Consider the following 25,836-nt stretch of genomic DNA (forward strand, 5'->3'; position numbering starts at 1 on the left):
CAACGAACGGGGGTTCGTCGAGGATATCACGCTTCGGTACACCAAGATATTCACCCTCGACAACACGTTCATCGTCATCCCGAACGGGACGATGCGCGAGCGCGACGTGGTCAACTACTCCGCCGAGGACACTCGGACGCGACAGTCGCTGGACATCCTGATCACCTACGAGAGCGACGTGGCCCGCGCCCGGCAGCTCGCCGAGGACGCTGCGCGCGACGTGGACGGCGTCGTGAGCGGCGGGCCGGCGATCCGCGTCGGCGCCGCGCGCTACCCGGCGGGGCCGACCTGCTACATCGACGCGTTCGGCGATCACGGTATCAACCTCCGGCTGCGCTACTGGGTCGAGGAACCGTACTGGCTACTGCGTATCCGGTCGAATATCCAGAGCACGTTCGACGAGGCCATCGCCGACGAGGACGTGACGATCGCCTACCCCCACCAGCACCACGTCTTCGACGAAACCAGCGGCGAGATGCAGGTCGGTGTCTCCGACCGCGCGTCCCCCGAGCGACCGCCGGGTGACCGCCCGCGGCGTCCGGATCGCGACCCGTCCGATACGCGCGGATCGGTCGACCCGACGGACCGACCGAACGACCCGTTCGGCGGCGACGGGGACGGAACCGAGCGGTCCTGAGAAGAGCGTCGCGGGCGCCGGTCAGTGTTCGGCGGTGACCACGTCGCAGTCGAGTTCCTCGCGCAGAAACGTCTCGATGTCGGGGTCGTCGACCAGTCGCCGGATCATCCGGCGCCAGCGGCCGGCCTGTTTCTTGCCGATGACGACGATGTCGGCGTTCTCGGCCACGATCTCGTCGAGCAGCGTCTCCTCGACGAGCAGTCCCTGTCGGACGACGTAGCGGGTGTCGGACAGTCGACCGAACTCGCGCTCGACCGCGTCTTTCAGGTCGCGACGGCTGGGCTGGTGGTTGTCCTGGTACTGATTGACGTGGATCACGGTGAGCTGGCCGCCGCGCTCCTCGACGATCTCGATAGCCCGGGCGAGCGTCGCCCTGGAGTGTTCCGAGAGCGGGTAGCGGACCGGGACGACGACCTGCGTCATCGCCCGAGGGTTCTCGGCCCCACGGCCTGAAGCTTTCCATTGGGCTCGCCGGCCCGGCCCCCCGGGCTGGCGCGGTGCCACCGCTCACTCCGCGGCGACCGCGTCGGGGATCCGCCCCTCCAATCGCGCGTCGATCCCGCTCTCGCGGGCGTACTCGACGACGACCTCGTACTGGAGCGCGTAGCGCTCGACGGCGTGAGCCTCCGTCAGCGTCGGAAACTCCAGGTCGGTGACCAGGAGGTAGTTCGGGACCGCCAACGTGTAGCGCTCGTCGCTCGCGACCGGTCGCCCGCCGACGTACGGTTCGTAGCCGCCGTTCTCGGCGGCGACGCGCATGCCGCTGACGTGGCCGTACCAGTAGTCGGCCAGCCCGTCGACGGCGCGGCCGTCCGCCTCGGCGACGACCGACCGGAGCTCCCGCCCGGTGACCGAGGCGACGACGACCGGCTCCTCGAACGGACTGACGCTCACCAGGTCGCCGACGGTCACGTCGCCCGAGAGGGGCGGCCCCTCCCGGATCCCGCCACCGTTCTGGAGCGCCGCGTCGGCGCCGGTCTTCCAGTGGTAGGCGTCGGCGACGAAGTTACCCAGCCGCCACTCGCCGCCGAGCCGGCGCTCGCGGTCCCGCGATATCGGCTCCTCGACGTGCGCGACCACCTCGTCGAGGTCGTTGTCGGCGATCCGCTCTCGGAGCGCGGCCGCGACGGTGGGGTCGGGCTCGGCCGTCGCGGTGTCGTGGCAGGTCACCGCCCCGGTGTCGAGGTCGACCTCGTAGACGTACGCCCCTGTCGCGCCCGGCCGGGTGAACGGCGTGCCGTCGACGGCGGTCGCGTGCTGGTGATGGGAGTGACCCGCGAGGACGGCGTCAACCCCCGTGTTCGCGGCGATCGCGCGGGCGTCGTCGTCGTTCGTGTGGGCGAGCGCGACCACGTGTTCGGCGCCCGAATCGCGGAGCCGGGGTTCCGTCCGGGCCACCGCGTCGACCGGGTCCGAGAACGCCAGCGGGCCGGTGCCGGGCGTCATCTCGGTGGTCGCCGGGTCGAGGACGCCGACGACGCCGACCGTCGCGTCGGCCAGGTCGACGACGGCGCCCGGGTCGATCCCCGCCTCGGCGCCGAAGCGCTCGCCGTCGAGAGCGACGTTCGCGAGCGTCCACTGCTGCGGGGAGTCGGCGACCACGCCCCGCAGCGCGTCGAAGCCGTGGTCGAAGTCGTGGTTCCCGGCGGTCTCGACGTGGGGTTCGACCGCTTCGAAGAAGTCCAGCGACTGGCGACCGTCGGTGACCAGCGAGAGGACGCCCGGCCCCGTGTTGTCGCCCGAACCCGCGACGAGCGCGTCGGGGCCGCGCCGGTCGGCGAGCAGGCCGGCGACGCGGGCGACCCGTTCGGGCGTGTCGTAGGCGTTCTCGACGTCGGAGTAGTGGAGGAGGCGGGGCGACATCCGTCGGATCGTTGTCTCCGCGGGTGATATCGTCTTCGGTGGTGAGAGATCGGCTCGCGCGGCGGAGTCAGACGGCGAGGGACCGACGCGCGTCGATCCTGCCACGGACGGAAGGATTTTGGGCGACGTGGTCCTCTCACCTCACATGGAGACGAAGACCGGTCCCGACGAGGAGACGCTGTACGTCGACACCGAAGACGCCGAGCGCGGGGCGGAGGGCCCCTTCTTCGTCGTCTACCGGACGCCCGACCGCGAGCGCCGCTGGGGCTACTTCTGCGGCAACTGCGACTCCTTCCGCACCGCGATGGACTCGATGGGACGGATCAAATGCAACGACTGCGGCAACCTCAAGAAACCCGACGAGTGGGACGCCGCCCACGAGTGACCGGCCGGCCCTCGCCGTCGGATCGTTCCCCTATCTGAGGGGTCGCCGATCCCGAATAATGGGTCGCTACCCGCTGATGCGGCGCGCTTGCGCACCGGGCGACCGTGAACCGTAGGAACATTTATACCGTATCCCGCGGTATCGATACACGAATGAGGGCTGTTACCAAGCACCTCGACGAGAAGGCCCGGTCGATCTTCGCAGACCTCGGATACACGGTGACCGACAGCGGCGGCGAGTACCTGGCCGAGCGCAAGTGGCGGAGCGTCCACGTCACACCGGCCGAGGAGTTCGACGAGACGCCCGAATCGGGCGAATACCGGTGTTTCGTCGCCTGGTCGGAGGACGTACCGGACCTGGAACGCCGTCTGGAGGCGGCCGACCCCGAGTACGAGTGGGCGATCATGGGCGTCGACGAGGACGGCGACTACGAGGTCGCCTGCCATCGCAACGCGGCCTGAGCGGTCGCGGGTTTCTCCGTTCGGATCACGGCCGGACAGTCGGTAGCGTTTCATTGGTGGAGTCGAATCTGTGAGGGTATAGATGGCACAGAGGGACCTCGGTGAACTGCTGACGGACACGCGGCTCAACGCCGCCATCGGCTGGGTACTCGTCGGCGTTTTCGGCCTCGTGACTGTCGAGAGCCTGCTGGACGGCGACCTACTGTGGGCGGCCTTCGCCGTGACCGTCGGTACCGTCGTCGCGCTGCCGGCGCTGGTGCGGGGCAACGTGCGGACGATGGCGCCCGCGGAAGTCGTCCTGCTCGCCGGCCTGCCGGTCGTCGCCCGCGCGCTCGTGACCGTCCGGATGACCAGTACTATCGCAGTGTACCTCTCGATCGCCGCCTTCGCACTGCTGGTGGCGGTGAACCTCCACCTGTTCACCTCCATCGAAATGAGCGTCGGCTTCGCCGTCCTGTTCGTCGTCGTCACGACGCTGGCGGCGGCGGGCCTGTGGGCGCTCGCCCGCTGGGGGTCAGATGTCCACCTCGGGACGGCGCTGCTGCTCGATCCCGGTCCCGACGGACTGCTTACTGACCTCGACAAGGAACAGATCGAACACGAACTGATGGTCGAGTTCGTCGCCTCGGGCATCGCCGGGCTCGTCGCCGGCCTCGTCTTCCAGGTGTACGTTCGGCGGCGGGCGACCGTCTCCGAGCGGGTCGAGGGAGGTATCGTATGAGGATCCGCGACCGTCTCGGCATCACCGCGCGCCGCCAACGCCAGTTGACCTGGCTGATGGAGCTCGTGATGTTCGGAATCTTCCTCCTCGGCGTCTGGAAGGTGAACGTCAAGATCATCGCCAACGCGGGCGTCGCGCTGCTCATCGCGCAGCTCGTCCCCGCGCTCGAACGCGACTACGGCGTCCCGCTCGACGCGGGGCTGACGCTGTGGATCACCAGCGCCGTGTTCCTCCACGCCTTCGGGACGATCGGCATTCCCGGTGGAGAGAGCTTCTACCAGAGCGTCTGGTGGTGGGACCACATGACCCACGCGCTGTCGTCGTCCGTGATCGCGGGCGTCGGCTACGCGACCGTCCGCGCGCTCGACGAACACTCCGACCAGATCAGCCTGCCGCCGCGGTTCGTCTTCGTCTTCATCCTCCTGTTCGTCCTCGCCTACGGCGTCTTCTGGGAGATCCTCGAGTTTACCATCGGTCAGGTCGCCGCGCTGCTCGGCACCGACTCCGTGCTCACCCAGTACGGCCTCGAGGACTCGCTGTGGGACCTCATCTACAACACCCTCGGCGCCGTCGTCGTCGCGACGTGGGGGACCGCCCACCTCAACGGCATCTCCAAGTACATCGAAGAGCGGTTCGAACAGCGGGCCGCCTGACCCTCCACTCAGTGACGGCCCGCCGGTCGCTCGCCGATCGCTTGCGGGGCTGACTGCTCGGTAGTGACCGGTTATCCTTCGGGAGCCGGTCGCTCCACCCCGTCACTCGGCCGGTTCTTTTGTACTCGGCGTCCGTAGACCTGGCTCGCGATGGTATTCAAGAAGATAACGCTGATCGGGACCAGTACCGAGAGCTTCGACCACGCCGTCGACGACGCCGTCGACCGTGCGGAGGACACCCTGCAGAACGTCAAGTGGGTGGAAGTCGAGGAGATGGGCGTCGAGGTCGCCAGCGTCGAGGGCCGGGAGTACCAGGCGGAAGTCGAGGTGGCGTTCGAACTCGAAGACTAGGTCCGGAAACTCTCGCCGCAGCCACATTCGCTGACGACGTTGGGGTTCTCGACGTGGAACCCCTCGCCCTGTAGCCCGCCCTCGAAGTCGAGCACCGACCCCTCGACGTAGTCGATGCTCGCCGGGTCGACGAACACACGCAGCCCGTGGTGTTCGTGGACGGTATCGTCCTCGTCGGGCTCGAACTCGAAGCGCATCCCGTAGGACAACCCCGCACAGCCGCCCTGCTGGACGAACAGTCGCAGCCCCGACACGTCGGTGTCCATGTCCTCGTCGTCCAGTAGCGAGACGGCCTCCTCGGCGGCCGCCTCCGTGACCTCGATGTCCTCTCCGCCCGGGGCGGGGTCGGCCTCCGTCGTGGAACTCATACCCGTGAGTTCCGTCCCGAACGTGTTAACCCTGACGGCGGGCGAACCACGGTCGGCGCTCTCCGCCGAGACCGCTCTCACGTCCGCCCCGCTACAGCCGCTTCTGGAAGACGTACTCGGCCGCCCTGGTGCCTTTGAAATCCGTCTCCTGTTCGTCGACCTGCTCGAAGCCGACGGCCTCGTAGAAGGCGACGGCCCGGTCGTTGTCGGCCAACACTTCCGCCTCGTAGGCGGTCACGTCCCGATCGTACAGCGCCTGTTCGACCTCGGCGAGGAGGTTCCGCGCGATCCCTTCGCGCCAGTGCTCGGGGTCGACGTAGAGCCGGTACACCTGGTGGACCCGCCGGGGCGGGTGCGGGCCGGCGTGGACGTAGCCGACGACCTCGCCGTCGACGGCGGCGACGAAGAAGTCCTGGGCCTCGTGTTCGACGCCGGCCTCGATGGCGTCGTCCCCGTACCACTCGTCGAGCATCGCCTCGACGGTATCCTCGCCCAGAATGTCGTCGTAGGCCGCGTGCCACGCGTCGTCGGCGACCCGCTGAATGGCGGCCACGTCGCCGACGTTCGCCGGCCGATAGCGCACGTCCTCTGTCATGCACGACCGAACGGCGCTATCGCAGAAAGACCTGACGACCCGCGTCGCCGCCGCGACTCCGACCGCTCGGGTGGGACGGGGCTACTCCCCGGAGCGACCCGCGTCGCTTCCGTCGCTCTCGTCGGCGCCGTCGTCGAAGCGCGCGTCGACGCTGTGGGCGTGGGCCTCCAGCCCCTCGGCGTTCGCGAGCGTCGTCACCGTGTCGCGCAGGTCGCCGAGCGAGTCCTCGGAGAGGCGCTGGACGGTCGTCGACCGCAGGAAGGTGTCGACCGAGAGCCCCCCGGTCACGCGGGCCTTGCCGTTGGTCGGGAGGACGTGGTTGGTCCCCGTCGCGTAGTCGCCGGCCGCGACGGGACTGTAGGGGCCGAGGAAGGCGCTCCCGGCGCTCGGGATGCGGTCGAGCAACGCCTCGGCGTCGTCGGCCTGGATCGAGAGGTGTTCGGGGGCGTACTCCTCGGCGAACAGCACCGCCTCGGGCATCGACCGCGCGCGGAAGACGCCGCTGGCGTCCCGCTCCAGCGCCGCGCGGACCGTCTCCTCGCGGTCGCGGCCCGCGGCGTGGTCGTCGACCGCGGCGACGACCGCCTCGGCGGTCGCTTCGTCGTCGGTGACGGCGACGACCGAACTCGTCTCGCCGTGTTCGGCCTGGGCCACGAGGTCGGCCGCGACCAGCGAGGGGTCGGCCGTCTCGTCGGCGACGACGAGCACCTCGCTCGGGCCGGCGAGGAAGTCGATCTCCACGTCGCCCCGGACTTCGGCCTTGGCGGCGGTGACCCACTGGTTGCCGGGGCCGACGACCTTCTGGACGGCGTTTATCGTCTCGGTCCCGTACGCGAGCGCGGCGACCGCCTGGGCGCCGCCGACCTGGTAGACGGCGTCGGCGCCGGCGATATCGGCCGCCGCCAGCGTCACCGGGTTCAGCTCCTCGGCCGGTGGCGTCGCGACGGCGACGTGTTCCACGCCCGCTACGACCGCCGGGATGACGCCCATCAGGACGCTCGAGGGGTAGGCGGCCGTTCCGCCGGGGGCGTAGACGCCGACGGTGTCGAGCGGCCGGAAGCGCCGGCCGAGTTCGCGGCCGTCGAACTCCTCGGTCCAGTCCTCGGGTAGCTGGCGCTCGTGGAACTCGCGGATGTTGGCCGCCGCGTCCTCGATGGCCGCGCGGATCCCGTCGTCGATCTCCTCGACCGCACGCTCGACGCGGTCGGTCACGTCGACGTTGCCGACCTCGACGCCGTCGATCTCCCGGGAGAACTCCCGGAGCGCGGCGTCGCCCTCGGACCGCACGCGGTCGACGATGTCGCGGGCGTCGTCGCGGACGGCGTCGACCCCCGCGTCGCGGTCGAACAGCGCCGCCCGCTCGCCGGGGTCCAGCGCCTCCACTCGTCGTACGTTCATGCCGAGTCCTTGCCGCGACTGGCCCATACGACTTGCTATCGCGGCCGACCGATGGCGCCGAAACGGGCGCCGCGAGCGGACCATCCCGGTCGAACCGCCTCGCCGTCTCAGCCCTGGACGTACCACCAGGCGGTGACGACGAGGATCATGAACAGCCCACCGAGGAAGAACGCGACCGCCGGGTCGGCCAGCAGGGCGTCGCCGCTCCCGGCGACCTGACGGGCGCCATCGGCCGTCCCCGCCGGGACCTGCGTGGCGGTGTCGAGCGTGACCGTCCCCGATTCCATGCCCGTCTCGGTCGGCGTCGGCGAGGGGAGGTTCGTCGCCGTGGGGGTCGGCTGGGATGTCGCCGTCGCGGTGGGCGTCGGAGCGGCCGTGGGCGACGGCGTCGCGGCCGGAGTGGGCGTCGCCGACATGGTCTCCGCGGGCGTCGGGGACGGAGTGCCAGCGGGCGTCGGCGTGGCTGACGGGGCCTCGGTCGGGGCCGGCGTCCCCTGCGTCGCGGTCGCCGGGTCGGGCGTCGGAGTCGCGGTCGCCGCGCCCCCGTCCGTCGCCGTGTCCTCGCCGCCGAAGATACCGATGTCCCCGCCCTCGGTCGTCGTCGACGTCACCGGGTCGTCTCCCGGTTCGGTTCCGGTTCCACCGCCCGAGGCACCGGCGTCGGCGCCGTCACCGCCCGAGGCACCACCGTCACCGCCGTCCCCGCCGCCTGCGCCACCACCGTCGCCGCCGCCAGCGCCGCGGTCGCCGCCGGACTGCGACCCCGCCCCGAACGAGACCCCGAAGTCGCCGAGGTTCGCCCCGGACTCGCCGAACAGCCGCCGAACCGCGAGGCTCGCGACGGCGAGCAGGCCCACCGAACCCAGCAGGCGAGTCAGCGCGGTTTTCAGTCGCGAGCGGTCGCGTTCCTGCCCTGCGAAGAGGACGAGCGCCTCGCTGGCCGGCGCGTAGATAGTCATCTCGGTGCCCTTCTCGGAGTATCCCTCGCCGGCGGGCTGGATCAGCTCGGCCGCTTCCAGTCGCTCGACGTGGTAGTGGACGTTCTGGAGGGAGGTGCCGACCTCGTCGCGGATCTCCGGCGGCGTCTTCGGCTCCTCGTACAGCGTCGCCAGGATCTTTCGCGCGGTGTCCGACGAGAGCGCCGACAGCGCCTCCTCGGTCGCCTCGTCGTCGAGGTCGAGGACTCGCGGCTCGTCGGGCGTCCGCGTGGGCTCCGACTTGAACGGCAGCAGACGACCCATTGGTCTAGCACAGATGGCCGACCATAATGGGCTTTCGCAAAAGACAAAAACTCGTTTGAAGCTCGGAACGCGCGCACAAGCGCCCAGCGTCCGCTATCGGTAGAGTCGAGAGAGTATGTGCAACGACGACAGAACCACCGCTAGCCCCACCTCGCCGATCAGCACGAACAGCAGCGCGACCGACCGCTCGGCCGGCGGCAGGACGACCGCGTAGACGTACCAGCCGGTCCCGACCGCCAGCGAGAGGAACAAGACGTGGACCAGGATCCACGGACCGAGCCGGCGGAGCGCGGCGAGCGCGCGCCGGGTCATCGGATCCGACGACCGCCCGGCGCTCGCGCGGTCCTCGGTGGCTCCCCAGAAGCTGGTCGTGGCGTACGAGCCGGTCGACGACCGTCCGTGCCGCCGCGCCCCTTCGCCGGTCGTCCCGCCGGTCGCACGGCGACGCCGTCCGTCCGTCGACTCCGGTCCCCCACCCGCTGCGTCCGCCCTCGCGGCCCCACCGTCGGCGGTCTCCGACCCTGTCACCGCATCCGTCGTCCCCGATGCCCCACCGGACCCGACCGTCCCAGTCGTGGTGTCGCCCGATGTCCCGTCGCCACTCGACCGTTCGTCGCCACTCGACCGTTCGTCGCTCGACCGCTCACCACCCGTCGAACGCTCGCCGCTCGACGCGCCACTGTCCGCGGACCCTGTCGAATTCGACGGATCCGGATCGGCGCCCGGATCCGTCGACTGGTCGCTCCCGCTCTGCGCCGTCGGCCCGTCTGCATCGTCGGTATTCGACGCCGCGGCGTCGGCCGACCGGGACGACCCCGACCGGCGGGCACCGTCGCTCCGCGTTCGCCCTGCCGTCCGCCGTCGGCTCCGTCGGTCCGACGACCGACGGTTCGCGCCGGTTCGTCCGGCCCACGTCCCGGTCGAACCGCCCCGGGACGAGCCGTCGGTCGCGTCACGGGAGCCACTCGTTTCGGTCGTTTCGGTCCTCGACCTGCGGTTCGGCGTGGTCCCGTCCGACGGGTCGGTCGCCCACAGCGTCGAATCGGCGTGCGACGCCACGTACGCCCGGTGTCCGAGCCGGTCGTACCTGGCGCGCTCGGCCGCGTCGAGGAGCGTCTCTTTCGCCGCGGTCACCCGCCTGAACCGGTCGGCGGCGCCGGGGTCGGAACTCACGTCCGGGTGGTGCTCCTTGACGCGCTCCCGGTAGGCGGCGCGGATCGCTTCCTCGTCGGCGTCGGGTCCCACCCCGAGGACGCCGTAGAACGTCCTGCTCATACACCCAGTAACGGTTTCGCCCCGTTCTTTCGGCGTCACCTACAAGTAAGTTGCTACAGGTGACAGCCGGAAACCCCGCGAGTGTGGACCGCCTGCACTCCGACTCCGCGCTACGACTCGGTCGGTTGACCGCCGTCGGCTACCGCTCGGCGCTCCGGCGCGCCCGTTCGACCGGTCTCGCCCAGTTCGGGATGGCAGTCCTCGCAGACCCACGCGACCGTCCGGTGGGTCATCGTCTCCGTCCGCTCGCGTCGCCGCCACGCTCGAAATACGTCGTCGCCGCAGTGGTCACATTCTACCATCGTATCTCATAGTGTGTGGGACGTTCACATATAGCTTGCCCTGAAACGAGTATGGACGCCCGGGAAGTCGTAAGATGACCTTATACGCCTGTGGGGGCGAGTCGTCGATCGGTCGTCGTCCGTCGAGCGCTCGTCCGCGAGAGGGGATCGCTTTTGCCGCCGACGGGCGTACGGACGGGCAAGAATGGCAACGAGTGAGCGGTCTCCGCTTCGAACGATCGTCGCGCTGGTCGCCGCCCTCGGTCTCGGCGGTGGCGGTCTGGCGTTCGGGTTCGTCCTCGCCTCTGTCGCGGCCGCCATACTGACCCTCGGCCTAGGCGTCGAGATCTCGCCGGCGGCAGTGATCGTCCTGAGTCTGGTCTTCGTCCAAGGCGTGGGCTGTGCCGGGGTCGCGTTCGCGTATCTGAAGCTACGGCCGGTCGTCGGCCCGGAGGTCAGGTCGATCTTCGGACTGGATGGCGTTCCCGGACCGTTCGACATCGGCGTTGAGCTGCCGGACCTGCGCGGGGCGGCCGTTGTCGTCGGTGGCTACGTCCTCGCGCTCGGCGCCGCCTTCACCGGGTCGATCCTCGTCGCTCTCCTCCAGGTCGACACCGGCACCAACCAGGCCGCCGAGATCGGGATGCAGAATCCCGAGGTTCTGCTGATCCTGATCCCCGCGTCGATCCTGCTCATCGGCCCGGGCGAGGAGCTGCTCTTCCGCGGCGTCGTACAGGGTCGACTTCGCGAGGTGCTCGGTCCGGTCGCCGCCGTTCTCCTCGCCAGCACCGTCTTCGCGTTCCTCCACTGGTTCGCGCTGACCGGCGGGTCGGCGGCGGGCAACTTCGTCGCGCTGGGCATCCTCGTCGGCCCCTCGCTGGTCTTCGGCGCGGCCTACGAGCTCACCGACAACATCGTCGTCCCGTCGCTGATCCACGGGATCTACAACGCGACGCTGTTCACGCTCCTCTACGTCGTCGTCGCGTTCGGCGACCAGCTGCCCGACCCGCAGAACGCCACCTCGGCGCTGCTCGCGCTGCTCTGACCGCCGCCCCGCTCTACAGCGCCGACAACGCGAAAAACAGCGGCGGATACACGCCGAGCACCGCCGCGCTGATGGTCCCTATGAGCGCGGTCGCCCGGTCCGTGTCGGCGGCGATCCGACCGGTGTAGGTCGCGTACACCGAGTAGAGCCCGACGAGCGAGAGCGCCATGGTGGCGACTTCACCCAGCGCCCCCCAGCCGCCGACCGTCGCGAGCGCGTAGCCGAGCCCGACGAACAACCCCCCGCTCAGGACGGCGAACACGCCCGTCTCGAACAGCGGCTCCGGGGGTTCCTCTTCTCCCTCCCGCGGCGGCGGCTCGTAGTGGCGGCGCGTGACGACCGCGACGGCGCCCGCCCCGATCAGTGAGACGACCGCTATCGCCGCGGTCTCCGGGTCGACTGGCATGAGTCCGGTGTTCGAAACCCCCGGTCTTAACGGTAGGCCACTCGCGACGGCGCGGTCGCTGTCTGCCTCGACAGTGTCGCCCGGAACACTACCGGCCGAGAATCTGCTAGTAGGCCCGGTGAACCTGAAATCGAACATTCTGGGCCCCCATACATCGAAAATACGCCACAACAGACTGAATCCAACAGTGCGGATAGGTCTCCGTGAGGGGACCGTGTTCAGGTGAGCTATGACCTGCTGTCTGATTATGTATCGAAATGCCGCCAGAACCAGTCTGCCGAATAGAGGGGCTTCGTTCGGCAGACGTCGTATCGCTACTCGCTCAACCCCGTCATCGATAGTAGCTGAATGGGTGGCAGGCTACGAGGAGAGATCCTCGAACGCGTCGACACCTGCTTCGGCGACCTCCATGTCCTGTTCGACGGCACCACCACTGACGCCGACCGCCCCGACAACCTCGTCGTCTTTTTCAAGTGGGTAGCCCCCACCGAAGATCACCATCCGCCCTTCGTTGGTGTTCTGGAGCCCGTACAGGGAGTTTCCAGGCTCAGAAGGTTCGGCCAGATCGTGGGTTGGCATGTCCAGTGCGGCTGCCGTGAACGCCTTGTTTCGAGAGATATCGACAGACGCGAGCCATGCACCGTCCATCCGATGTTGTGCGATAAGGTTCCCCTCCGAATTCGCGACTGTAATCACCATCGGGTTATCGATCTCCTCGGCTTTCTGTTCACACGCTTCGACGACTGCTTTCGCTGTTTCGAGACTGACAGTTGCTGTCATGGTGAACTCAGTCATACTTCGGAGAGTAAGTGGGTAATGTTACCGATCATCGAATTCGTTGCGAGATACACACCCTATATTCAGCACTGGCATGCAACTCTATCAAACAGATCGCACTCCCGGTAGATGTCATGCCAAACTCACTAGTATCGACTGTTCTCCCGAGAATACAACGAGGATGGGGCTCGGTAGGGGAGAACCTGTCTCAACAGTAGACCAGATCGGGAGCTGCATGTATTATTTGAAGCCGATCTACGTGCCATACTCGAAATGTGCGCCCGGAACACTAACGACCGACATCATCCCTGGCGGCGTGCCGGGTCAGCCGGGAAACCCTCGTGCCGGGCGGGTCGCCCGATAAGGCGACCGATGCCGAGGCATTCGCGACCCCTCGGCTGGTCGGCGCTTACGGCGCCACTCGGTGTCGCGTGCCCGGGTTCGCCGCGCTGTCATCGCTCCCGTCCGGGTAGGCTCGGGCGGGGACTAAAGGCACGCACCCGCTCTAAACGACCGCGACGATTAAACACTCCGCACCGCCGTGGGGATCGCCCCGGGTTCGCGCGCCGCGCCGGCATGACAAGCCCTAAGTTTAGGTTTGCCTAATCCAGTTCCGATGAGCGCGAGCGAGGGCGCTGGCACCGACCGGACGCCGAGCGAGCGGGCCGACGTGTGTATCGTCGGCGCGGGGCCGGCGGGTGCGCTGGTGGCGAACCGGCTCGCCGACCGCGGTCACGAAGTGGTCGTCCTCGAAGCGGGGCCGCGGTTCGACTTCGACGACCGGCGCGAGCGGATGGAACGGGCGATCCGGCCGGCGCACGGCTCGCTGTCGGTCTGGGAGATGGGCGGCGAACGCGACGCCCACAGTTCGACTGGCGAGCTGGTCTACCCGCTGAACGCGATGCGAGTGAAAGGCGTCGGCGGGTCGACACTGCACTGGCAGGGGATGGTGATGCGCCTGCACGAGTCCGACTTTGAGCGACGGAGCCGCGACGGCGTCGGCGCCGACTGGCCGATCGCCTACGAGGACCTGCGACCCTACTACGCAGCGGCGGAGGCGGCGATCGGTGTCGCGGGCGCGTCGGATAACCCCTTCGCGCCGCCCCGCGAGGATCCCCATCCGCTGCCCGCGTTCCCGCCCTCGTACAGCGACTCGCTGTTCGCCGAGGCCTGTGAGGAACTGGGGATCGCGACCCACTCCGTCCCGAACGCGCGCAACTCCGAGGCCTACGACGGCCGCGGGCAGTGCGTCGGCTACGGCACGTGCCAGCCCGTCTGTCCTTCCGGCGCGAAGTACAGCGCCGACCACACCGTCGAGGCGGCCGAAGACGCGGGCGCACGCGTCGTCGACCGCGTCCCGGTCCAGCGTCTGGAGACGGACCGGAGCGGCGAGCGCGTCGAGGCGGCGGTCTACGCCACACCCGACGGGACGGAACACCGACAGCAAGCGCGGCAGTTCGTCCTCGCCGCCGGCGGGGTAGAGATCCCGCGCCTGCTCCTGCTGTCGAAGTCCGAGGCACATTCCGACGGGCTCGCCAATTCGAGCGGGCTCGTCGGCCGGTACTTCATGGAACACCTGTTCGCCGGGACCGGCGGGACGCTCGACCGACCGACCCGGCAGAACCACGTCGGGTTCAACACCACCGAGTCCCACCAGTTCTACGACAACGACCTGAAGGGAGTGGGACCGATCAAACTTGAATTTCTCAACTACGCCGGCCCCTCACCCGTCGAGCAGGCCCTCGGCGCCGACGAGTGGGGCGACGACCTGCTGGAGTCGGTGCGCGAGAGCTACGGGACCCACGTCGCGATGGGCGGGCTGGTCGGACAGCTTCCGCGGAAGGCCAACCGGGTCGCGCTGGACCCGTCGAGGACCGACGACCACGGCAACCCCGTGCCCGATATCCAGTGGTCGCTGGACGATCGGACCCGGCGGACGCTCGCGAAGGCCAACGAGATACAGGGGCGAGTGATGGACGAACTGGGCGCCGACGTGGGCTGGACGGTGGGGCCGGACAACACCGGGCCGGCGGCTCACCACATGGGGACGACGCGGATGGGGTCAAATCCCGGGACGAGCGTCGTGAACCCGCGGCTGCGGACCCACGACGTGGGGAACCTCTCCGTGGCGTCGTCGTCGGTGTTCGTCACCAGCGGCGCGATGAACCCCACGCTCACCATCGCGGCGCTGGCGCTGAAGGCGGCGGACCACGTGGACGAGGATCTTTGAGAAGCGGGCAGTCAGACGAGCGTCGGCGAGGCGAGCAGACCGCCGACGACGAGGAGGCCGGCAGCGACGACCGACGCCGCGAGGAAGAACGGGCGGGCCCCGCGGGCCGGCTGTCGCACCTTCTTCTGGTCGAAGCCGTCGGCGAGCTTGCTCGACCCGATCTCGACCAGCGCGGCCAGACCGAGCCACAGCGCGACCATCGTGAGGACGAGGTGGCCCCGCGACGACCCCGTGAGCGACTCGACCGTGTACAGCGTGCCGGCCATGTGGCCGCCCGATGCGAGGAGGACGAGCGCGCTCGCCCGCGAGACCCATCGCAGTTTCTCGACGACGGCCCGGAGCGGTTCGGCGTTGGCGGTGCCGTCCTGGGCGGTGGGCAGGATACCGACTGTAACGAAGACGACGCTGCCCGTCCACACCCCGCCGAAGACGAGGTGCAGGACGTACATCGCCGCATCCAGCGCTGACATGTGCGTCCCGGGGGACGCGACTCACTTGAACGTACTCACTTCCGGCGGTTCGCGGCCGGCGAACGGCGGCGCGCTGGCGGTCGGAGCGGCGCGACCGGCGGACGGCTCGCGGAGTCCGACGCGTCGGACCCCATCACGGGATCACAGGGGCGCAAGGAGGGAGCCCATCGCGTGAGACGGACACTGCAAACACGTCGTCGCAGTCCGGCTCTCGGTCCGGACGACGTGCCGCCCGACCGAGGCAACCGGATCGGTCCCGTACCACCGAAGGGGGCCTCGCTCGGTCCGTGTCGGCCGTCGCACCCAGTGGAAGTTATATACGTCGGAGCCACAACCACCGTACAGTCGTGCCATGAGCGGGGACGAAGCGAAACTCCTGGACACCTCGGGCGATTACGCGTTCGTCGTCAGGGACGGTGAGGCCGTCGCGGAGCCGCGCTGGCGCTCCTCGCGGGTCGTCCTCACCAGCGAGCGGCTGGTGTTCGCCGACGCCGACGGCAACCAGTCGTTCCCCCACGGCGCCGTCGAACTCGTCGACGACCCCGAGAGCGTCGTCCCCGAGGGATTCCCCGCGGACGGCGCCACCGCCCTCCGGGCCGGCAACCACGCGCTCCTCGTCGACACGCCCGACGTCGACGCCTTCGACCGGGAGTACTGCCGGGCGGCGCTGGACGCCGAGGTCATCCTCGTCAAACACCCGGCTGTCGTCGGCGGCGTCGTCCAGGAGTCCGAGTGGTCGAAAGCGCGCTTTCGCTTCGCCGACGACACCGTCAAGCTCGCCCTGCCCGGCGGCGGGAGCACGTCGTTCCCCGTCGAGGACGTGGGCACGGTCGAGACGGCCAGCCGGGACGTCATGGGCGCCCAGCGCCGGGTCGTCCAGCTCGAACACACCGACGGGGAGGGCCGCAGCGTCGAGACGCACTTCTCGGGCACCGACGCTCACTGCCGCGCGCTGACCCACCTGTTCGAGGCCGTCGTCTCCGACCGGGGGAGCGAGGAGTACGAGCTCACCGAGACGGAGAATCAGGTTCTGATGGCGCTGTACTCGGGCGTCTCCCCCTTCGAGATGAGCGACTTCGTCGGCATCAGCGTCGAGGAGGTCGAGGAGATCTACGGGAAACTACTGGAGATGGACGCCGTCGACGAGGTCCGCGTGCGCACCGAGGTGTCGCTCAACGCTCACGGGCGGAACCTCGCGAGCGAAGCCATGAGCGAGCAGTAGTTCGGTCCGGTCGCCCCTTCCGCCGACTCGCTACCCCTGCTCGGTCCGTCGTTCCCACAGTCGCCGCGCGCGGCCGAGCGCACCCGGTCCCGGCGTCCCGTCGCGGACCCAGACCGCGACCGCGGCCGCCAGGAGTCCGACCTCGAAGAGGACGTAGCCGATCCCGACCGGACTGGCGAGGTACTCGACCCAGCGGGCGAACAGCCGGGAGACCAGCGCCAGGACGGAGACGGTCCCGCCGGCGGGGTCCTCCCCCAGCGGCCAGAGGACGGCCCCGAACGCCGGCCCCCCGCCGATGAGCACGGAGAAGAACACGTCCCCGACCAGGTGAGAGAGGTAGCCGATGGCGAACGCGACGCCGATTTCGGGGACGCCGCGTCGGCGGGCGACCGCGACGGCGACGAGGCTCACCGGGACGGCGACGAACGCCGAGTGCGCGACGGAGGTCCCGCTGGGGAGCACGCCGAACACCCAGCCGCCGGGCTTGTCGATCAGGTCCGGGAACTGCGTACCGATGGCGACGGCGGCGGTCCCGAGGTCGCCAGGGGGCCGGCGGTACAGCGTCCGCATCACCGCGGAGTGTAGCAGATAGCCGACCGAGAGGTGTTCCCAGGGCCACATCTCAGCACCCCGTCGACGGTCGGGCGGCGTGCCCGGCCCGGCGCGTCGACGACGGCATCGAGAGCCACCGGTGACCGGCATCGTTCCACGCTCTCCGCTCTCCCGTCCGTCGCGAGCGGTCGCCGGTGGCGGCGCCGACCGACCACTCCGCGTCCCGTGCGTGATGTGCCGTCGAACACGTCCTCACGCGGTCACCTTTCGGCGTCGCTCGTATTGTTATCCTCCCCTTTCTCGGTTCGAGACCGCCGCTCGACCCTCCTCGCCCCGAGATACGGGTCCCCCTGTCGGACGCCGACGGAGACGCGGGCCCGCGACGAGACCCCACCCGTTCCGCGGTGTCGGCCGCACGACTCGGCGCTCGCGACCGGCTCCCATCGACGAACCGACGAGCGAACGACGACCGGCGCCGCGGTCGCGCAGTCCCACTCACGATAATCGGCCCGCAACTCATATTGCGGACGGCCGGGAAGGCCCGACACCCGCGGTCGATCCCCCATGAGTGACTCGGAGAAGAAAGTGACTGACATGCAGGGGCGGTACATGCAGGCCGTCGCCGAGGGGCACCAGCGCGACGACGCCGGCTGGCAGTCCTGTCGGATCGTCCTCACCACCGAGCGGCTGGTGCTCGTCGCCGACGGGAAGCTCACCGTCCCGCTCGCCGATATCGACGAGGTCGGCGAACGCTACGACGTGAACCAGCGGGCCGCCGGCGTCGCAAGCTACCTCGGCCTCCACGTCGGTGACGACGTGGTGTTAGTCTCGGGCGCCGAACACGACGAGTTCGAGACCGATTTCTACCACGCCTGCCTCAACGGCGAGGTGCTCTTCGTCGACCACCCCGCCGTCGAGGGCGGCGTCGTCCAGGGCACCGACTGGACGAAGGCCCGGATCCGCATCACCGACGACGATATCCGGCTGGCGCTGGCCGACGGCGAGCGCGTCGTCATCGAGCGCGACGACATCGGCGAGGTCGAGGAGGACGAACGCCAGGCCGCCGGGGAGGAGCGCCGGGTCATCGAGGTCGAGCACAGCCAGGGGGAGACCAGCGTCGAGACCCACATCACCGGCGGCGAGTACGATCTATCCGTCCTCTGGCAGGTGCTGGAGGAGGGCGTCGAGCGCAACCGCGCCGACCTGGACCTGGGCCCCGTCGAGGAGCAGGTCGTCATGGCCTTGCACTCGGGCGTCTCGCCGTTCGAGATCCCCGACTTCGTCGACAGCGAGGTCGAGGACATCGAAGCGATCTACGACCGACTGATCGAACTCGACGTGATCGAGGTGGTCCGCGAGCGCACCGAGGTAGAGATGACCGCACGCGGGCGCTCGGTCGCCGGCGAGACGATGGGCGAGCAGTAGCTGTCGGCTCGGGCTCGCTGCGAACGCGGTCAGAAGCGCGCGTGTCCCTCCAGGGACTCGTTGTACTCCATGTCCATCGTCATCGCCACCACGGTGACGAAACAGCTGAACAGGACGACCAGTATCCCGATCTGGGCCGAGAGGACGGTCAATCCGCCGTCGAGAGCGGCCCAGCCGAGCGACGCGAGGCCGGCGACCACGCCGAGCGGCCCCAGTCCGTAGAGGAAGACCAGCGGGTGGAAGTCCGTGACGAGGTACCTGGCTTTCAGCCGCCAGAGGAACCGAATCAGCAGGAGCTTCGACAGTTTCGGGACGAACGAACTGTACTCGATCCCGCTCTCCTCGTCGCCGTACACCGCCCGCATCTCCACGTCGGTGATCCGGAACCCGTGGACGTTGAGCTTCACGATGAGGTCGTTGAGAAAGCCGTAGTCGTCGTAGAGGTCGTCGATCTCCAGCGCTTCCAGGGCTTCCCGGGAGATCGCCGTGTAGCCGTTCTGCGGGTCGTTCATCCCCCAGTACCCGCTCGCGATCTTGGTCATGAACGTCAGTATCGCGTTGCCGGTGAACCGCCACCGGGACATCCCGCGGTAGTGTTCGGCGGAGTAGAGCCGGTTCCCCTTCGAGTAATCCGCCCGCCCCGTCACGACCGGTTCGATGATCTCGTCGAGGATGTCGGGGTCCATCTGCCCGTCGCCGTTCATCACGGCGACCACGTCCATGCCCGCTTGCACCGCGAACTCGTAGCCCGTCTTTATCGCACCGCCCACGCCCTTGTTAGTCTCGTGGCGGTGGGGAACCACCCGAGCCCGGACCTGTCCGCCGTCGGCCTTCGCGACGTTCGGGGACGCGTTCACCCGTTCGGCCACGCGCTGTATCCGCTCCCACGTCCCGTCGGACGACCGGTCGTCTATCACGAAAACTCGGTCGACGAACTCGGGGATCGTCGTGATCACCTCCCCTACGAACTCCGCTTCGTTGTGGGCTGGGACCACTACACCGACGGTCTTCCCTTCGTACATCCCGCCCGAGTATCGCGCTGATATCCACTTGGTAATGGAGCGCATAGGGGAAGGATCTGACGGGTAAAAAACCCGCTACCGCCGGTTTGGCGGGCGGTGCTGTCACGCGAGACAAGGAGGAGAGGGGCGTCAGAAGGGGGCTGAGACGGCCGCTCGTGCGGAAACTGGTCGGGCGAGCGGAGCCGAGAGGCGTCGGTATGGGAGCGGTGGGAGCCGTTCGGACGGAGCCGGGCCGGCCGTTCGAGTCGGTCCCGCGATCACCGGTCGCGAATCGGGTTCGGGTCGGCCTGTTCGGGCGTCGAGCGGTCTTCGAGTACGTCTACGATCCGCGTCGCCGCCGTCCCGTCGCCGTACAGGGACGGTTTCGAGCCGTCGGGCTCGGGGGCGGTCAACCCGGTCGCGATCCGGTCGGGGTCGGCGCCGACGAGGGCGTTCCACCCGCACTCGACCGTCTCGACCCACTCCGTCTCCTCCCGGAGGGTCAGACAGAACGTATCGAGGAAGAAGGCCTCCTTCTGGACGCCGCCGGAGTCGGTCGCGACGCGGGCCGCGGCGTCCAGCAACCGGACGAAATCGAGGTAGCCCACGGGGTCGACGAGCCGGAGTCGCTCGGCGTACTCCTTCCAGCGCCCGTCGTCGCGGAGGCGCTGCTCGGTCCGCGGATGCACCGGCAGGACGACCTCCCGGTCGGCGCTCGCGAGGGCGTCCAGGATCGCCGTCAACCGGTCCGGGTCGTCGGTGTTACGCGGTCGATGCACCGTCGCGAGGACGAACTCGCCCGGCGAGAGCCCCATGTCGTCGAGGACCGTCGACGCGTTCCGCGCGTGTTCGCGCGCGGCCAGTATCGCGTCGTACTGCACGTCCCCGACGACGTGGACGCGCTCGTCGGGGATCCCCTCTTCGCGCAGGGTCTCGGCGGCTCGATCGGAGGGAGCCAACAGCACGTCCGCGACGTGGTCCGTGAGCACCCTGTTGACCTCCTCGGGCATCTCGCGGTCGTAACTCCGGAGCCCGGACTCGACGTGAACCAGGTCGGGCGAGGACTTCGACGCGGCGATCGCGGCCCCCAGCGTCGAGTTCGTGTCGCCGTACACCAGCACGCAGTCGGGCGACTCGGATTCGATGGCCTCCTCGATACCCACGATGCACTCGGCCGTCTGGCGGCCGTGGGTGTCGGAGCCGACCCCCAGCTGGTAGTCGGGCTCGGGGATCCCCAGCTCGTCGAAAAACACCGCCGACAGCTCCGCGTCGTAGTGTTGGCCGGTGTGAAGCAGTACCTCCTCGTGGTCGTCCCGCAGCGCTCGGGTGAGCGCGAACTCCTTGACGAACTGCGGTCGCGCCCCGACGACAGAGAGCACCTTCATACTACGGCGAAGACCACCTCGGAGTTCCATCAATATACTCCGCCTAAGCGCCCGTCCGTCCCCACCGATCCCGCGGTCTCCGGGCCGACCGTCGTCTGGACTTCGGACCGGCGACGAGTCGTCGGCGAAGACGACCGTCCACGGCCGCCGACGCGCGGCTCGACGGCGGATCTGACGCCCGCGAATCCGCCGGTTCGACGCCGTCTTGGCCGCGAGTTGCGGCCCGCTCGGCCGGGATTATACGTTCGTTTCCGACCTATCAAGCGATCCATAACTATCCGAGCACCGGCGAAACCACGGACGTGAACGCTCGGCTAGACGCCGTAGCGACTAGCCGTGAGATATCTCGTTTTCACGAACACGCCGGCTCACGTCCACCTGTACCGCAACGCGGCCGAACGGCTGGAGTGGTACGACCTCGCCTACGAGGTGTACGGTCACTGTGACACCACGAAGGGGTCGCGCGACCGGGCGGTTACGGCGACCTGCTCGCCCTGGCGGTCACGGCTACCCAGGCGTCTCCCGCGTCGTCCCCGCCTGTCCCGTCGCCGCCCCCGCCGTCCGTCGCGACGGAGACGACCTCGAACCCCGCGGCCTCGAACAGGTGGCGAGCGCGGCCGGGGTCGTAGCGCTCGAAGTGACGCCGGTCCTCGTCGTACGGGCTCGCGTCGACGCCCTCGCCCGGACCGCCTGCGGCCTTGAGCGAGACGAGCGCGACGCCGCCCTGTGCGAGCACCCGTTCGAACTCGGCGAGGGTGGCTGAAACGTCGCGCTCGGGGACGTGCAGCAGCGACGCGCAGGCCCACAGCCCGTCGAAGCCGTCGTCGGCGAACGGGAGCGTACGCATGTCGCCTCGGACCGGCGCCCCGTCGGGGACGCGCTCGCGGGCCCGGTCGAGGAACGACCGGGTCAGGTCGAACGGGACGGTGTCGAAGCCCGCCTCGGTGAACGCCGCGGACTCCCAGCCCGGGCCACAGCCCACGTCGAGGACGCGGGGCGGGCCGGTCGGGTCCGGTTCGCCGCCTCGGGTCCCCGGATCGGCGCCCGTCGCGTCGACCGCGGTCACGAACGCCTCGACGATGTCGGCGACGACCGAACGGTCGCCGTGGCGGTCGGCGTAGTCGTCGGCGACGCGCTCGTAGGTCTCGACCGTCCGGCGGACTCGCTCGTCCATGCGGGCGGGGGTGGGATCGCCGCGGTGGTAAGCCTACCGACGGACGGGGGACACCGAGGGCGGGTCGACACGCCGACCAGAACGACACTATAAAGCGGCGGTGCGCCGAAGCCGGCGGTATGAACCCGAAGATCCTGATTCTCGGTCCGCCGGGCGCCGGTAAAGGCACGCAGAGCGCGCGTCTCGCCGACGAGTTCGGCGTCGAGCACGTCACGACGGGCGACGCGCTGCGGGCGAACAAGGAGATGGACATCAGCGACATGGACACCGAGTACGATACGCCCGGCGAGTACATGGACCGCGGGGACCTCGTCCCGGACGTCGTCGTCGACGCGATGGTCGGCGAGGCCCTGGACGGTCGCGATGGGTTCGTCCTCGACGGCTACCCGCGCAACGGCGACCAGGCCGAGGCGCTCACGGACATGACGGATCTGGACGTCGTGCTCGTCCTCGACGTGCCCGAGGAGGAACTTGTCGGCCGACTCACCGGTCGCCGGGTCTGCGAGGACTGTGGCACAAACTACCACGTCGAGTTCAACCAGCCCGAGACGGAGGGCGTCTGCGACGACTGTGGCGGCGACCTCTACCAGCGCGAGGACGACGACGAGGAGTCCGTGCGCAACCGGCTGTCGGTCTATCACGACAACACCGAGCCCGTGCTGGAGCTGTACGCCGACCACGACGGCTACGTCGAGATCGACGGCGACCAGGCCCCCGACGAGGTCTGGGAAGACGTGAAAGCGGCCGTCGAGGCCGAGGCGTGACCCCGCTCGGACGGCGATCGGGAGAATTAAAGGTTGATAACGACCGAGGACGGAGATAGATAGCAATGGCACGGACGGCAGAAAAGGCGGCGTCGCTGGCCGACGAGAGCCAGTCGATGGCCGACGCGATGGCGCGCGTGCTCGCGGTGGCGGACGACCAGGGCACCGTGCAGTGGTCGGACGTCAGCGGCGACATTACCAGCGGCGAGTGGGGGCGGCTCATCGAGCAGGGTATCCTCGTCGACGTCGACGGCGAGGGTTTCGTCGTCGACGACCCCGAAGGCGTTCGCGACGCCCTCGGCGACGACGCGCCCGACGACACCGGCTCGGCGGGGACGTCGTCGGACGTCGGCGGCTCGTCGGCGTCGAATAGCTCGGATTCGTCCGCGTCGAGCGGCTCCACCGACGACGACGAGGGCGGGTGGTCCCGCTGGGACAAGATGGCAGCGGTCGCGACGATCGCCCTCTTTCTCGGCTACTCGCAGGCGCCGATCCGCAACACCGTCGGCGGCGTGATCGACATCGGTCTCGGACCGCTGGCGGACGTGTTGCCCTTCTACATCATGATCCTCGTGCTCGCCACGTTCACCGGCTTCAGCTCGACGGTGCTGCAGGGCAAGCTGATGAACATGGACAAGATGGGCGAGTACCAGGAGCGCATGCAGGAGATCCAGGAGCGCCGCAAGGACGCCAAGGAGCGCGGCGACGACGAGGCCCTCGAAGAGATCCAGGAGGAGCAGATGGAGGCGATGGGCGACCAGCTCGGCATGTTCAAAGAGCAGTTCCGCCCGATGGTGTGGATCATGCTCGTCAACATCCCCGTGTTCCTCTGGATCTACTTCATGGTCCAGACGCCGGAGATGGTCGCCGGTGCAGGTCCGGTGATGGTCCTCCCGCTCATCGGCGAGATCGCGTCGTGGAGCGAGCGCATCGGCCCGATGTGGGCGTGGATCGTCTGGTACTTCGTCTGCTCGATGAGCTTCACCCAGATCGTCCGCAAGGCGCTCGACGTCCAGACGACGCCGTCGACGTCCTAACGCCGTCCGTCTCGATTCTCTCGGCCGCGGTACGTGCTGGCGGTCGTCTCCTCGGCGGCAGGTCGACGTACTCTCAGCGCTCGACGTCGACCTGGGCGGGATCGGGGTCCATCTTGAAGACGACGCTGGGCTCCCACAGCAGGCGGTGTTCCTTGTAGGTCCCTTTGCCCATGCCGCCGTGTTCCTGGTTGGACTCGGTGACTTCGAGGAAGGCGAGTTCGCTGAGCAGCCCGCGGATGGAGTCGGTGGTCAGGTCGTCGGCGCCCTCGGCCTCGCAGACCTTCTGGTAGACGTCGTAGATGACGGTCGTCCGGAACCAGTCTTCCTCGGGGCCAGTGTTGGCGGTGAGGTTCGCCAGCGCGTAGAGGACGTACTTGCTGTGGGGCGGCAGGCCGGCGATGAGCTCCTTGAGCCGCTCGACCTCGGCCTGCTCCTGGGCGCGTTCGAGGTGGTCCTCGGTCACCTCGTCGAGGCCGTTGTTCTTCGCGTAGTCGCCGGCGTGGCGCAGCAGGCGGATGGCTTTGCGCGCGTCGCCGTGGCGCTGGGCGGCCAGCGCCGCGGTCTTCGGGATGACGCCGGCGTCGAGCACGTCGTCGCAGAAGGCGTCGCGCCGATTTTCGAGGATCTGTCGGAGCTGTTCGCCGTCGTAGGGGTCGAAGATGAACTCGTTGTGACCGAGGCTGCTCTTGACCCGCTCGGTCATCTGCTCGCGGAAGTTCACCTTGTTCGAGATGGAGATGATACCGATGGGCACGTCGACCTTCCCGGCCTCGCGGGCTCGCGAGAGCAACATCAGGACGTTGTCGTCGTCGAGCCGGTCGACTTCGTCGAGGGTGATGAGCGCGGCGTCGTACTCGCGGTCGAGGATCTCCCAGAGGCGGTTGTAGTACTCGTTGGTCGAGATGCCCCGCGTCGGGATGTCGACGCCGGAGCCGGGGGGGTTGATACCGGTCGCAATGGTCTGGACGGCGTCGGCCTCGCCCTTGGCCTGGGCGCAGTCCACCGTGACGGTCGCCAGGCGGTTGGAGCGGCGCTGGGACTCCGTTCGCGCCCGTTCCATGACGTGGTTGGCGACGAGCGACTTGCCCGACCCGGTCTTCCCGTAGAGGATCACCGAGTTGGGCGGCGATCCCGTCACCGCGGGGCCGACCTCGTTGGCGAGGTCCCGGATGTGCTCGTCGCGGCCGACGATCCGCGCCTCGTCGGGGACGTGGTCGATGTTGAGCAACTCGCGGTTCGCGAAGACCGTGTCGCCGCCGCCCTCCTCGACCGCCTGGAACAGCTCGTCGCCCGCCTCCGCCGACCCGTCGCCGTGCTCCTGCATGGCTTGTCCGTTCGCGTCCCCGTGGAAAAGCGTTTCCACTGCACTCCGAGTTAGTTGCGGCCCACCAGCCCCCAGATGCCCGTCCTGTGTCGCCCGCTCGTAACTCTGAACTGGGTCGACCCCACTCGATTCCGAGTTACTGGCCCGGCGTTGCCGCCGCTCCATCGCTGATCAGCGTCGCCCCGCCGTCGCTGGCCCCGGCCGTCCACGTGATATCGTTGGAATGAACCGTCAACGAGCGTGTCCGACCGGGTTCGGCCGGGTGTCGGTTGGGTGTGACACACCTAATTCCGAGTTAGTTCGGCGACCTCAGCGGAGGTTCGACGTGTTCTCGCGTGGCCAGTCCAACGGACCCGTCGGTCCGACCGCTCGAGTTGGGGGACGAGCGGTCACAACGTCGTGACGGCCGAGGGGATCGAGGCGGCCCGGACTGAGGCCCGACCGCCGGGACAGCCCACTGGGACACCTGATTCCGAGTTAGTTCTAGTCGCAGTGAGCCGGTCGACGAATGACGACCCGGGACACCGAATTCCGAGTTAGTTGCGGCTCGGGTCATACAGTGGCACACACACCTGATTCCGAGTTAGTCGGCCAGTGTGACCGCCTCGCTGGGAGCACGGTGGAACCGGTTCCCGTCTCTCGATATTTCAGAGAGCTGAACGACGGTTCGAGCGCTCCGACCGCCCTCTACTACCTCGTCTCTTCTCGTTTCTCTTCTCGTTCTAGAACCTAGTAACTAGTCTAGACACACCCGATTCCGAGTTAGTTCCCGGGTCGTAGCGAACTCCTCCGGCC

Annotated in this window: 28 protein-coding genes and 1 pseudogene; 13 read left to right on the forward strand and 16 right to left on the reverse strand. The window is 68.7% G+C overall.

The genetic code is table 11. The annotated features are described in order from the left end of the window. A partial coding sequence (locus C475_RS14085; protein WP_006884521.1) for a mechanosensitive ion channel family protein occupies positions 1 to 637 on the forward strand: 637 nt, incomplete at its 5' end. 21 nt (positions 638 to 658) lie between these two features. On the opposite strand, the gene C475_RS14090 is transcribed toward C475_RS14085, so the two are convergent. Both C475_RS14090 and C475_RS14095 read right to left on the reverse strand, forming a co-directional pair. After that, positions 659 to 1,060, reverse strand: coding sequence for a universal stress protein (locus C475_RS14090; protein WP_006884522.1), 402 nt, complete (start codon positions 1,058 to 1,060; stop codon positions 659 to 661). Between the two features lie 84 nt (positions 1,061 to 1,144). After that, the gene (locus C475_RS14095) at positions 1,145 to 2,500 is read right to left on the reverse strand and encodes a bifunctional metallophosphatase/5'-nucleotidase (protein WP_006884523.1); all 1,356 of its coding nucleotides are present in this window, start codon (positions 2,498 to 2,500) and stop codon (positions 1,145 to 1,147) included. 145 nt (positions 2,501 to 2,645) lie between these two features. Here C475_RS14095 and C475_RS14100 point away from each other — a divergent pair, with 145 nt between their 5' ends. The 5 genes from C475_RS14100 (at position 2,646) to C475_RS14120 (ending at position 5,071) form a co-directional block, all read left to right on the forward strand. Further along, the gene (locus tag C475_RS14100) at positions 2,646 to 2,885 is read left to right on the forward strand and encodes a DUF5816 domain-containing protein (protein WP_006884524.1); all 240 of its coding nucleotides are present in this window, start codon (positions 2,646 to 2,648) and stop codon (positions 2,883 to 2,885) included. 152 nt (positions 2,886 to 3,037) lie between these two features. Beyond that, on the forward strand, positions 3,038 to 3,346 hold the full coding sequence (locus C475_RS14105; RefSeq protein WP_006884525.1) for a DUF7116 family protein: 309 nt from the start codon (positions 3,038 to 3,040) through the stop codon (positions 3,344 to 3,346). Positions 3,347 to 3,428: 82 nt separating this feature from the next. Then, the gene (locus tag C475_RS14110; protein ID WP_006884526.1) at positions 3,429 to 4,067 is read left to right on the forward strand and encodes a hypothetical protein; all 639 of its coding nucleotides are present in this window, start codon (positions 3,429 to 3,431) and stop codon (positions 4,065 to 4,067) included. Continuing rightward, positions 4,064 to 4,720 carry a hypothetical protein gene (locus tag C475_RS14115; protein WP_006884527.1) on the forward strand — a complete coding sequence of 219 codons (657 nt, stop codon included), beginning with the start codon at positions 4,064 to 4,066 and terminating at the stop codon, positions 4,718 to 4,720. Before C475_RS14110 ends, C475_RS14115 begins: the two co-directional genes overlap by 4 nt. A 150-nt stretch (positions 4,721 to 4,870) precedes the next feature. After that, positions 4,871 to 5,071 carry a dodecin gene (locus C475_RS14120; protein WP_006884528.1) on the forward strand — a complete coding sequence of 67 codons (201 nt, stop codon included), beginning with the start codon at positions 4,871 to 4,873 and terminating at the stop codon, positions 5,069 to 5,071. Here C475_RS14120 and C475_RS14125 read toward each other — a convergent pair. The 6 genes from C475_RS14125 to C475_RS14150 form a co-directional block, all read right to left on the reverse strand. Next, positions 5,068 to 5,439, reverse strand: a complete 372-nt coding sequence (locus tag C475_RS14125; protein ID WP_006884529.1) for a HesB/IscA family protein — start codon at positions 5,437 to 5,439, stop codon at positions 5,068 to 5,070. The genes C475_RS14120 and C475_RS14125 overlap by 4 nt on opposite strands. Before the next feature lie 91 nt (positions 5,440 to 5,530). Further along, a complete protein-coding gene (locus C475_RS14130; protein ID WP_006884530.1) occupies positions 5,531 to 6,034 on the reverse strand; it encodes a GNAT family N-acetyltransferase in 504 nt (167 codons plus the stop codon). A gap of 81 nt (positions 6,035 to 6,115) precedes the next feature. Next, on the reverse strand, positions 6,116 to 7,432 hold the full coding sequence (gene hisD, locus C475_RS14135; protein ID WP_049930656.1) for a histidinol dehydrogenase: 1,317 nt from the start codon (positions 7,430 to 7,432) through the stop codon (positions 6,116 to 6,118). Positions 7,433 to 7,539: 107 nt separating this feature from the next. Further along, positions 7,540 to 8,673, reverse strand: coding sequence for an ArsR/SmtB family transcription factor (locus C475_RS14140; protein ID WP_006884532.1), 1,134 nt, complete (start codon positions 8,671 to 8,673; stop codon positions 7,540 to 7,542). 93 nt (positions 8,674 to 8,766) lie between these two features. Further along, the gene (locus C475_RS24645) at positions 8,767 to 9,948 is read right to left on the reverse strand and encodes a DnaJ domain-containing protein (protein ID WP_006884533.1); all 1,182 of its coding nucleotides are present in this window, start codon (positions 9,946 to 9,948) and stop codon (positions 8,767 to 8,769) included. A 110-nt stretch (positions 9,949 to 10,058) separates the two neighbouring features. Then, a complete protein-coding gene (locus C475_RS14150; protein ID WP_006884534.1) occupies positions 10,059 to 10,250 on the reverse strand; it encodes a hypothetical protein in 192 nt (63 codons plus the stop codon). Between the two features lie 184 nt (positions 10,251 to 10,434). On the opposite strand from C475_RS14150, the gene C475_RS14155 reads away from it, so the two are divergent. Continuing rightward, the gene (locus C475_RS14155; protein ID WP_006884535.1) at positions 10,435 to 11,274 is read left to right on the forward strand and encodes a CPBP family intramembrane glutamic endopeptidase; all 840 of its coding nucleotides are present in this window, start codon (positions 10,435 to 10,437) and stop codon (positions 11,272 to 11,274) included. A 13-nt stretch (positions 11,275 to 11,287) separates the two neighbouring features. Here the strand turns inward: C475_RS14155 and C475_RS14160 are convergent, their stop codons facing one another. Together C475_RS14160 and C475_RS14165 are read right to left on the reverse strand one after the other, a co-directional pair. After that, a complete protein-coding gene (locus tag C475_RS14160) occupies positions 11,288 to 11,680 on the reverse strand; it encodes a hypothetical protein (RefSeq protein ID WP_006884536.1) in 393 nt (130 codons plus the stop codon). 360 nt (positions 11,681 to 12,040) lie between these two features. Further along, entirely contained in the window at positions 12,041 to 12,475 is a 435-nt protein-coding gene (locus C475_RS14165; RefSeq protein WP_006884537.1) for a GlcG/HbpS family heme-binding protein, read from the reverse strand. Positions 12,476 to 13,073: 598 nt separating this feature from the next. Here C475_RS14165 and C475_RS14170 point away from each other — a divergent pair. Then, a complete protein-coding gene (locus C475_RS14170; RefSeq protein WP_006884538.1) occupies positions 13,074 to 14,687 on the forward strand; it encodes a GMC family oxidoreductase in 1,614 nt (537 codons plus the stop codon). 11 nt (positions 14,688 to 14,698) lie between these two features. Here C475_RS14170 and C475_RS14175 read toward each other — a convergent pair whose 3' ends face one another. Continuing rightward, positions 14,699 to 15,157, reverse strand: a complete 459-nt coding sequence (locus C475_RS14175; RefSeq protein WP_049930659.1) for a CopD family protein — start codon at positions 15,155 to 15,157, stop codon at positions 14,699 to 14,701. A gap of 352 nt (positions 15,158 to 15,509) precedes the next feature. Here C475_RS14175 and C475_RS14180 point away from each other — a divergent pair, with 352 nt between their 5' ends. Then, positions 15,510 to 16,379 carry a CheF family chemotaxis protein gene (locus C475_RS14180; protein ID WP_006884540.1) on the forward strand — a complete coding sequence of 290 codons (870 nt, stop codon included), beginning with the start codon at positions 15,510 to 15,512 and terminating at the stop codon, positions 16,377 to 16,379. Between the two features lie 30 nt (positions 16,380 to 16,409). Here C475_RS14180 and C475_RS14185 read toward each other — a convergent pair whose 3' ends face one another. Continuing rightward, positions 16,410 to 17,000: a metal-dependent hydrolase gene (locus tag C475_RS14185; protein WP_006884541.1), complete on the reverse strand. Its 591-nt coding sequence runs from the start codon at positions 16,998 to 17,000 to the stop codon at positions 16,410 to 16,412. A gap of 495 nt (positions 17,001 to 17,495) precedes the next feature. On the opposite strand from C475_RS14185, the gene C475_RS14190 reads away from it, so the two are divergent. After that, a complete protein-coding gene (locus tag C475_RS14190; RefSeq protein WP_006884542.1) occupies positions 17,496 to 18,356 on the forward strand; it encodes a CheF family chemotaxis protein in 861 nt (286 codons plus the stop codon). 29 nt (positions 18,357 to 18,385) lie between these two features. Here C475_RS14190 and C475_RS14195 read toward each other — a convergent pair whose 3' ends face one another. Beyond that, complete coding sequence (locus C475_RS14195; RefSeq protein ID WP_235728459.1) at positions 18,386 to 19,423, reverse strand: glycosyltransferase family 2 protein; 1,038 nt, start codon at positions 19,421 to 19,423, stop codon at positions 18,386 to 18,388. A 212-nt stretch (positions 19,424 to 19,635) separates the two neighbouring features. Next, positions 19,636 to 20,742, reverse strand: a complete 1,107-nt coding sequence (wecB, locus tag C475_RS14200) for a non-hydrolyzing UDP-N-acetylglucosamine 2-epimerase (protein WP_006884544.1) — start codon at positions 20,740 to 20,742, stop codon at positions 19,636 to 19,638. Between the two features lie 336 nt (positions 20,743 to 21,078). On the opposite strand from wecB, the pseudogene C475_RS25345 reads away from it, so the two are divergent. Continuing rightward, positions 21,079 to 21,291 (forward strand): annotated as a pseudogene (locus C475_RS25345) (hypothetical protein); the annotation flags it as partial. Here C475_RS25345 and C475_RS14205 read toward each other — a convergent pair. Beyond that, positions 21,218 to 21,916, reverse strand: coding sequence for a class I SAM-dependent methyltransferase (locus C475_RS14205; protein ID WP_006884545.1), 699 nt, complete (start codon positions 21,914 to 21,916; stop codon positions 21,218 to 21,220). The pseudogene C475_RS25345 and the gene C475_RS14205 sit on opposite strands and share 74 nt — an antisense overlap. A gap of 119 nt (positions 21,917 to 22,035) precedes the next feature. On the opposite strand from C475_RS14205, the gene C475_RS14210 reads away from it, so the two are divergent. Next, a complete protein-coding gene (locus C475_RS14210) occupies positions 22,036 to 22,680 on the forward strand; it encodes an adenylate kinase (RefSeq protein ID WP_006884546.1) in 645 nt (214 codons plus the stop codon). Between the two features lie 65 nt (positions 22,681 to 22,745). Next, on the forward strand, positions 22,746 to 23,717 hold the full coding sequence (locus C475_RS14215) for a DUF106 domain-containing protein (protein ID WP_006884547.1): 972 nt from the start codon (positions 22,746 to 22,748) through the stop codon (positions 23,715 to 23,717). A gap of 73 nt (positions 23,718 to 23,790) precedes the next feature. Here the strand turns inward: C475_RS14215 and C475_RS14220 are convergent, their stop codons facing one another. Continuing rightward, complete coding sequence (locus tag C475_RS14220; protein WP_006884548.1) at positions 23,791 to 25,041, reverse strand: orc1/cdc6 family replication initiation protein; 1,251 nt, start codon at positions 25,039 to 25,041, stop codon at positions 23,791 to 23,793. Between the last annotated feature and the right edge of the window lie 795 nt (positions 25,042 to 25,836).

It is taken from the genome of Halosimplex carlsbadense 2-9-1 (assembly GCF_000337455.1).
Lineage (GTDB): Archaea > Halobacteriota > Halobacteria > Halobacteriales > Haloarculaceae > Halosimplex > Halosimplex carlsbadense.

Bases quoted from the DNA above. Each gene is read 5' to 3' on its own strand.
- C475_RS14170 (WP_006884538.1), top strand. From the start codon at position 13,074: ATGAGCGCGAGCGAGGGCGCTGGCACCGACCGGACGCCGAGCGAGCGG.
- C475_RS14100 (WP_006884524.1), top strand. From the start codon at position 2,646: ATGGAGACGAAGACCGGTCCCGACGAGGAGACGCTGTACGTCGACACC.
- C475_RS14185 (WP_006884541.1), bottom strand. From the start codon at position 17,000: ATGTGGCCCTGGGAACACCTCTCGGTCGGCTATCTGCTACACTCCGCG.
- C475_RS14220 (WP_006884548.1), bottom strand. From the start codon at position 25,041: ATGCAGGAGCACGGCGACGGGTCGGCGGAGGCGGGCGACGAGCTGTTC.
- C475_RS14130 (WP_006884530.1), bottom strand. From the start codon at position 6,034: ATGACAGAGGACGTGCGCTATCGGCCGGCGAACGTCGGCGACGTGGCC.
- hisD (WP_049930656.1), bottom strand. From the start codon at position 7,432: ATGAACGTACGACGAGTGGAGGCGCTGGACCCCGGCGAGCGGGCGGCG.
- C475_RS14125 (WP_006884529.1), bottom strand. From the start codon at position 5,439: ATGAGTTCCACGACGGAGGCCGACCCCGCCCCGGGCGGAGAGGACATC.
- C475_RS14110 (WP_006884526.1), top strand. From the start codon at position 3,429: ATGGCACAGAGGGACCTCGGTGAACTGCTGACGGACACGCGGCTCAAC.
- C475_RS14180 (WP_006884540.1), top strand. From the start codon at position 15,510: ATGAGCGGGGACGAAGCGAAACTCCTGGACACCTCGGGCGATTACGCG.
- C475_RS14160 (WP_006884536.1), bottom strand. From the start codon at position 11,680: ATGCCAGTCGACCCGGAGACCGCGGCGATAGCGGTCGTCTCACTGATC.
- C475_RS14175 (WP_049930659.1), bottom strand. From the start codon at position 15,157: ATGTCAGCGCTGGATGCGGCGATGTACGTCCTGCACCTCGTCTTCGGC.
- C475_RS14215 (WP_006884547.1), top strand. From the start codon at position 22,746: ATGGCACGGACGGCAGAAAAGGCGGCGTCGCTGGCCGACGAGAGCCAG.
- C475_RS14190 (WP_006884542.1), top strand. From the start codon at position 17,496: ATGAGTGACTCGGAGAAGAAAGTGACTGACATGCAGGGGCGGTACATG.
- wecB (WP_006884544.1), bottom strand. From the start codon at position 20,742: ATGAAGGTGCTCTCTGTCGTCGGGGCGCGACCGCAGTTCGTCAAGGAG.
- C475_RS14210 (WP_006884546.1), top strand. From the start codon at position 22,036: ATGAACCCGAAGATCCTGATTCTCGGTCCGCCGGGCGCCGGTAAAGGC.
- C475_RS14205 (WP_006884545.1), bottom strand. From the start codon at position 21,916: ATGGACGAGCGAGTCCGCCGGACGGTCGAGACCTACGAGCGCGTCGCC.
- C475_RS14120 (WP_006884528.1), top strand. From the start codon at position 4,871: ATGGTATTCAAGAAGATAACGCTGATCGGGACCAGTACCGAGAGCTTC.
- C475_RS14115 (WP_006884527.1), top strand. From the start codon at position 4,064: ATGAGGATCCGCGACCGTCTCGGCATCACCGCGCGCCGCCAACGCCAG.
- C475_RS14105 (WP_006884525.1), top strand. From the start codon at position 3,038: ATGAGGGCTGTTACCAAGCACCTCGACGAGAAGGCCCGGTCGATCTTC.
- C475_RS14195 (WP_235728459.1), bottom strand. From the start codon at position 19,423: ATGCGCTCCATTACCAAGTGGATATCAGCGCGATACTCGGGCGGGATG.
- C475_RS14155 (WP_006884535.1), top strand. From the start codon at position 10,435: ATGGCAACGAGTGAGCGGTCTCCGCTTCGAACGATCGTCGCGCTGGTC.
- C475_RS14090 (WP_006884522.1), bottom strand. From the start codon at position 1,060: ATGACGCAGGTCGTCGTCCCGGTCCGCTACCCGCTCTCGGAACACTCC.
- C475_RS14165 (WP_006884537.1), bottom strand. From the start codon at position 12,475: ATGACTGAGTTCACCATGACAGCAACTGTCAGTCTCGAAACAGCGAAA.
- C475_RS14140 (WP_006884532.1), bottom strand. From the start codon at position 8,673: ATGGGTCGTCTGCTGCCGTTCAAGTCGGAGCCCACGCGGACGCCCGAC.
- C475_RS24645 (WP_006884533.1), bottom strand. From the start codon at position 9,948: ATGAGCAGGACGTTCTACGGCGTCCTCGGGGTGGGACCCGACGCCGAC.
- C475_RS14095 (WP_006884523.1), bottom strand. From the start codon at position 2,500: ATGTCGCCCCGCCTCCTCCACTACTCCGACGTCGAGAACGCCTACGAC.
- C475_RS14150 (WP_006884534.1), bottom strand. From the start codon at position 10,250: ATGGTAGAATGTGACCACTGCGGCGACGACGTATTTCGAGCGTGGCGG.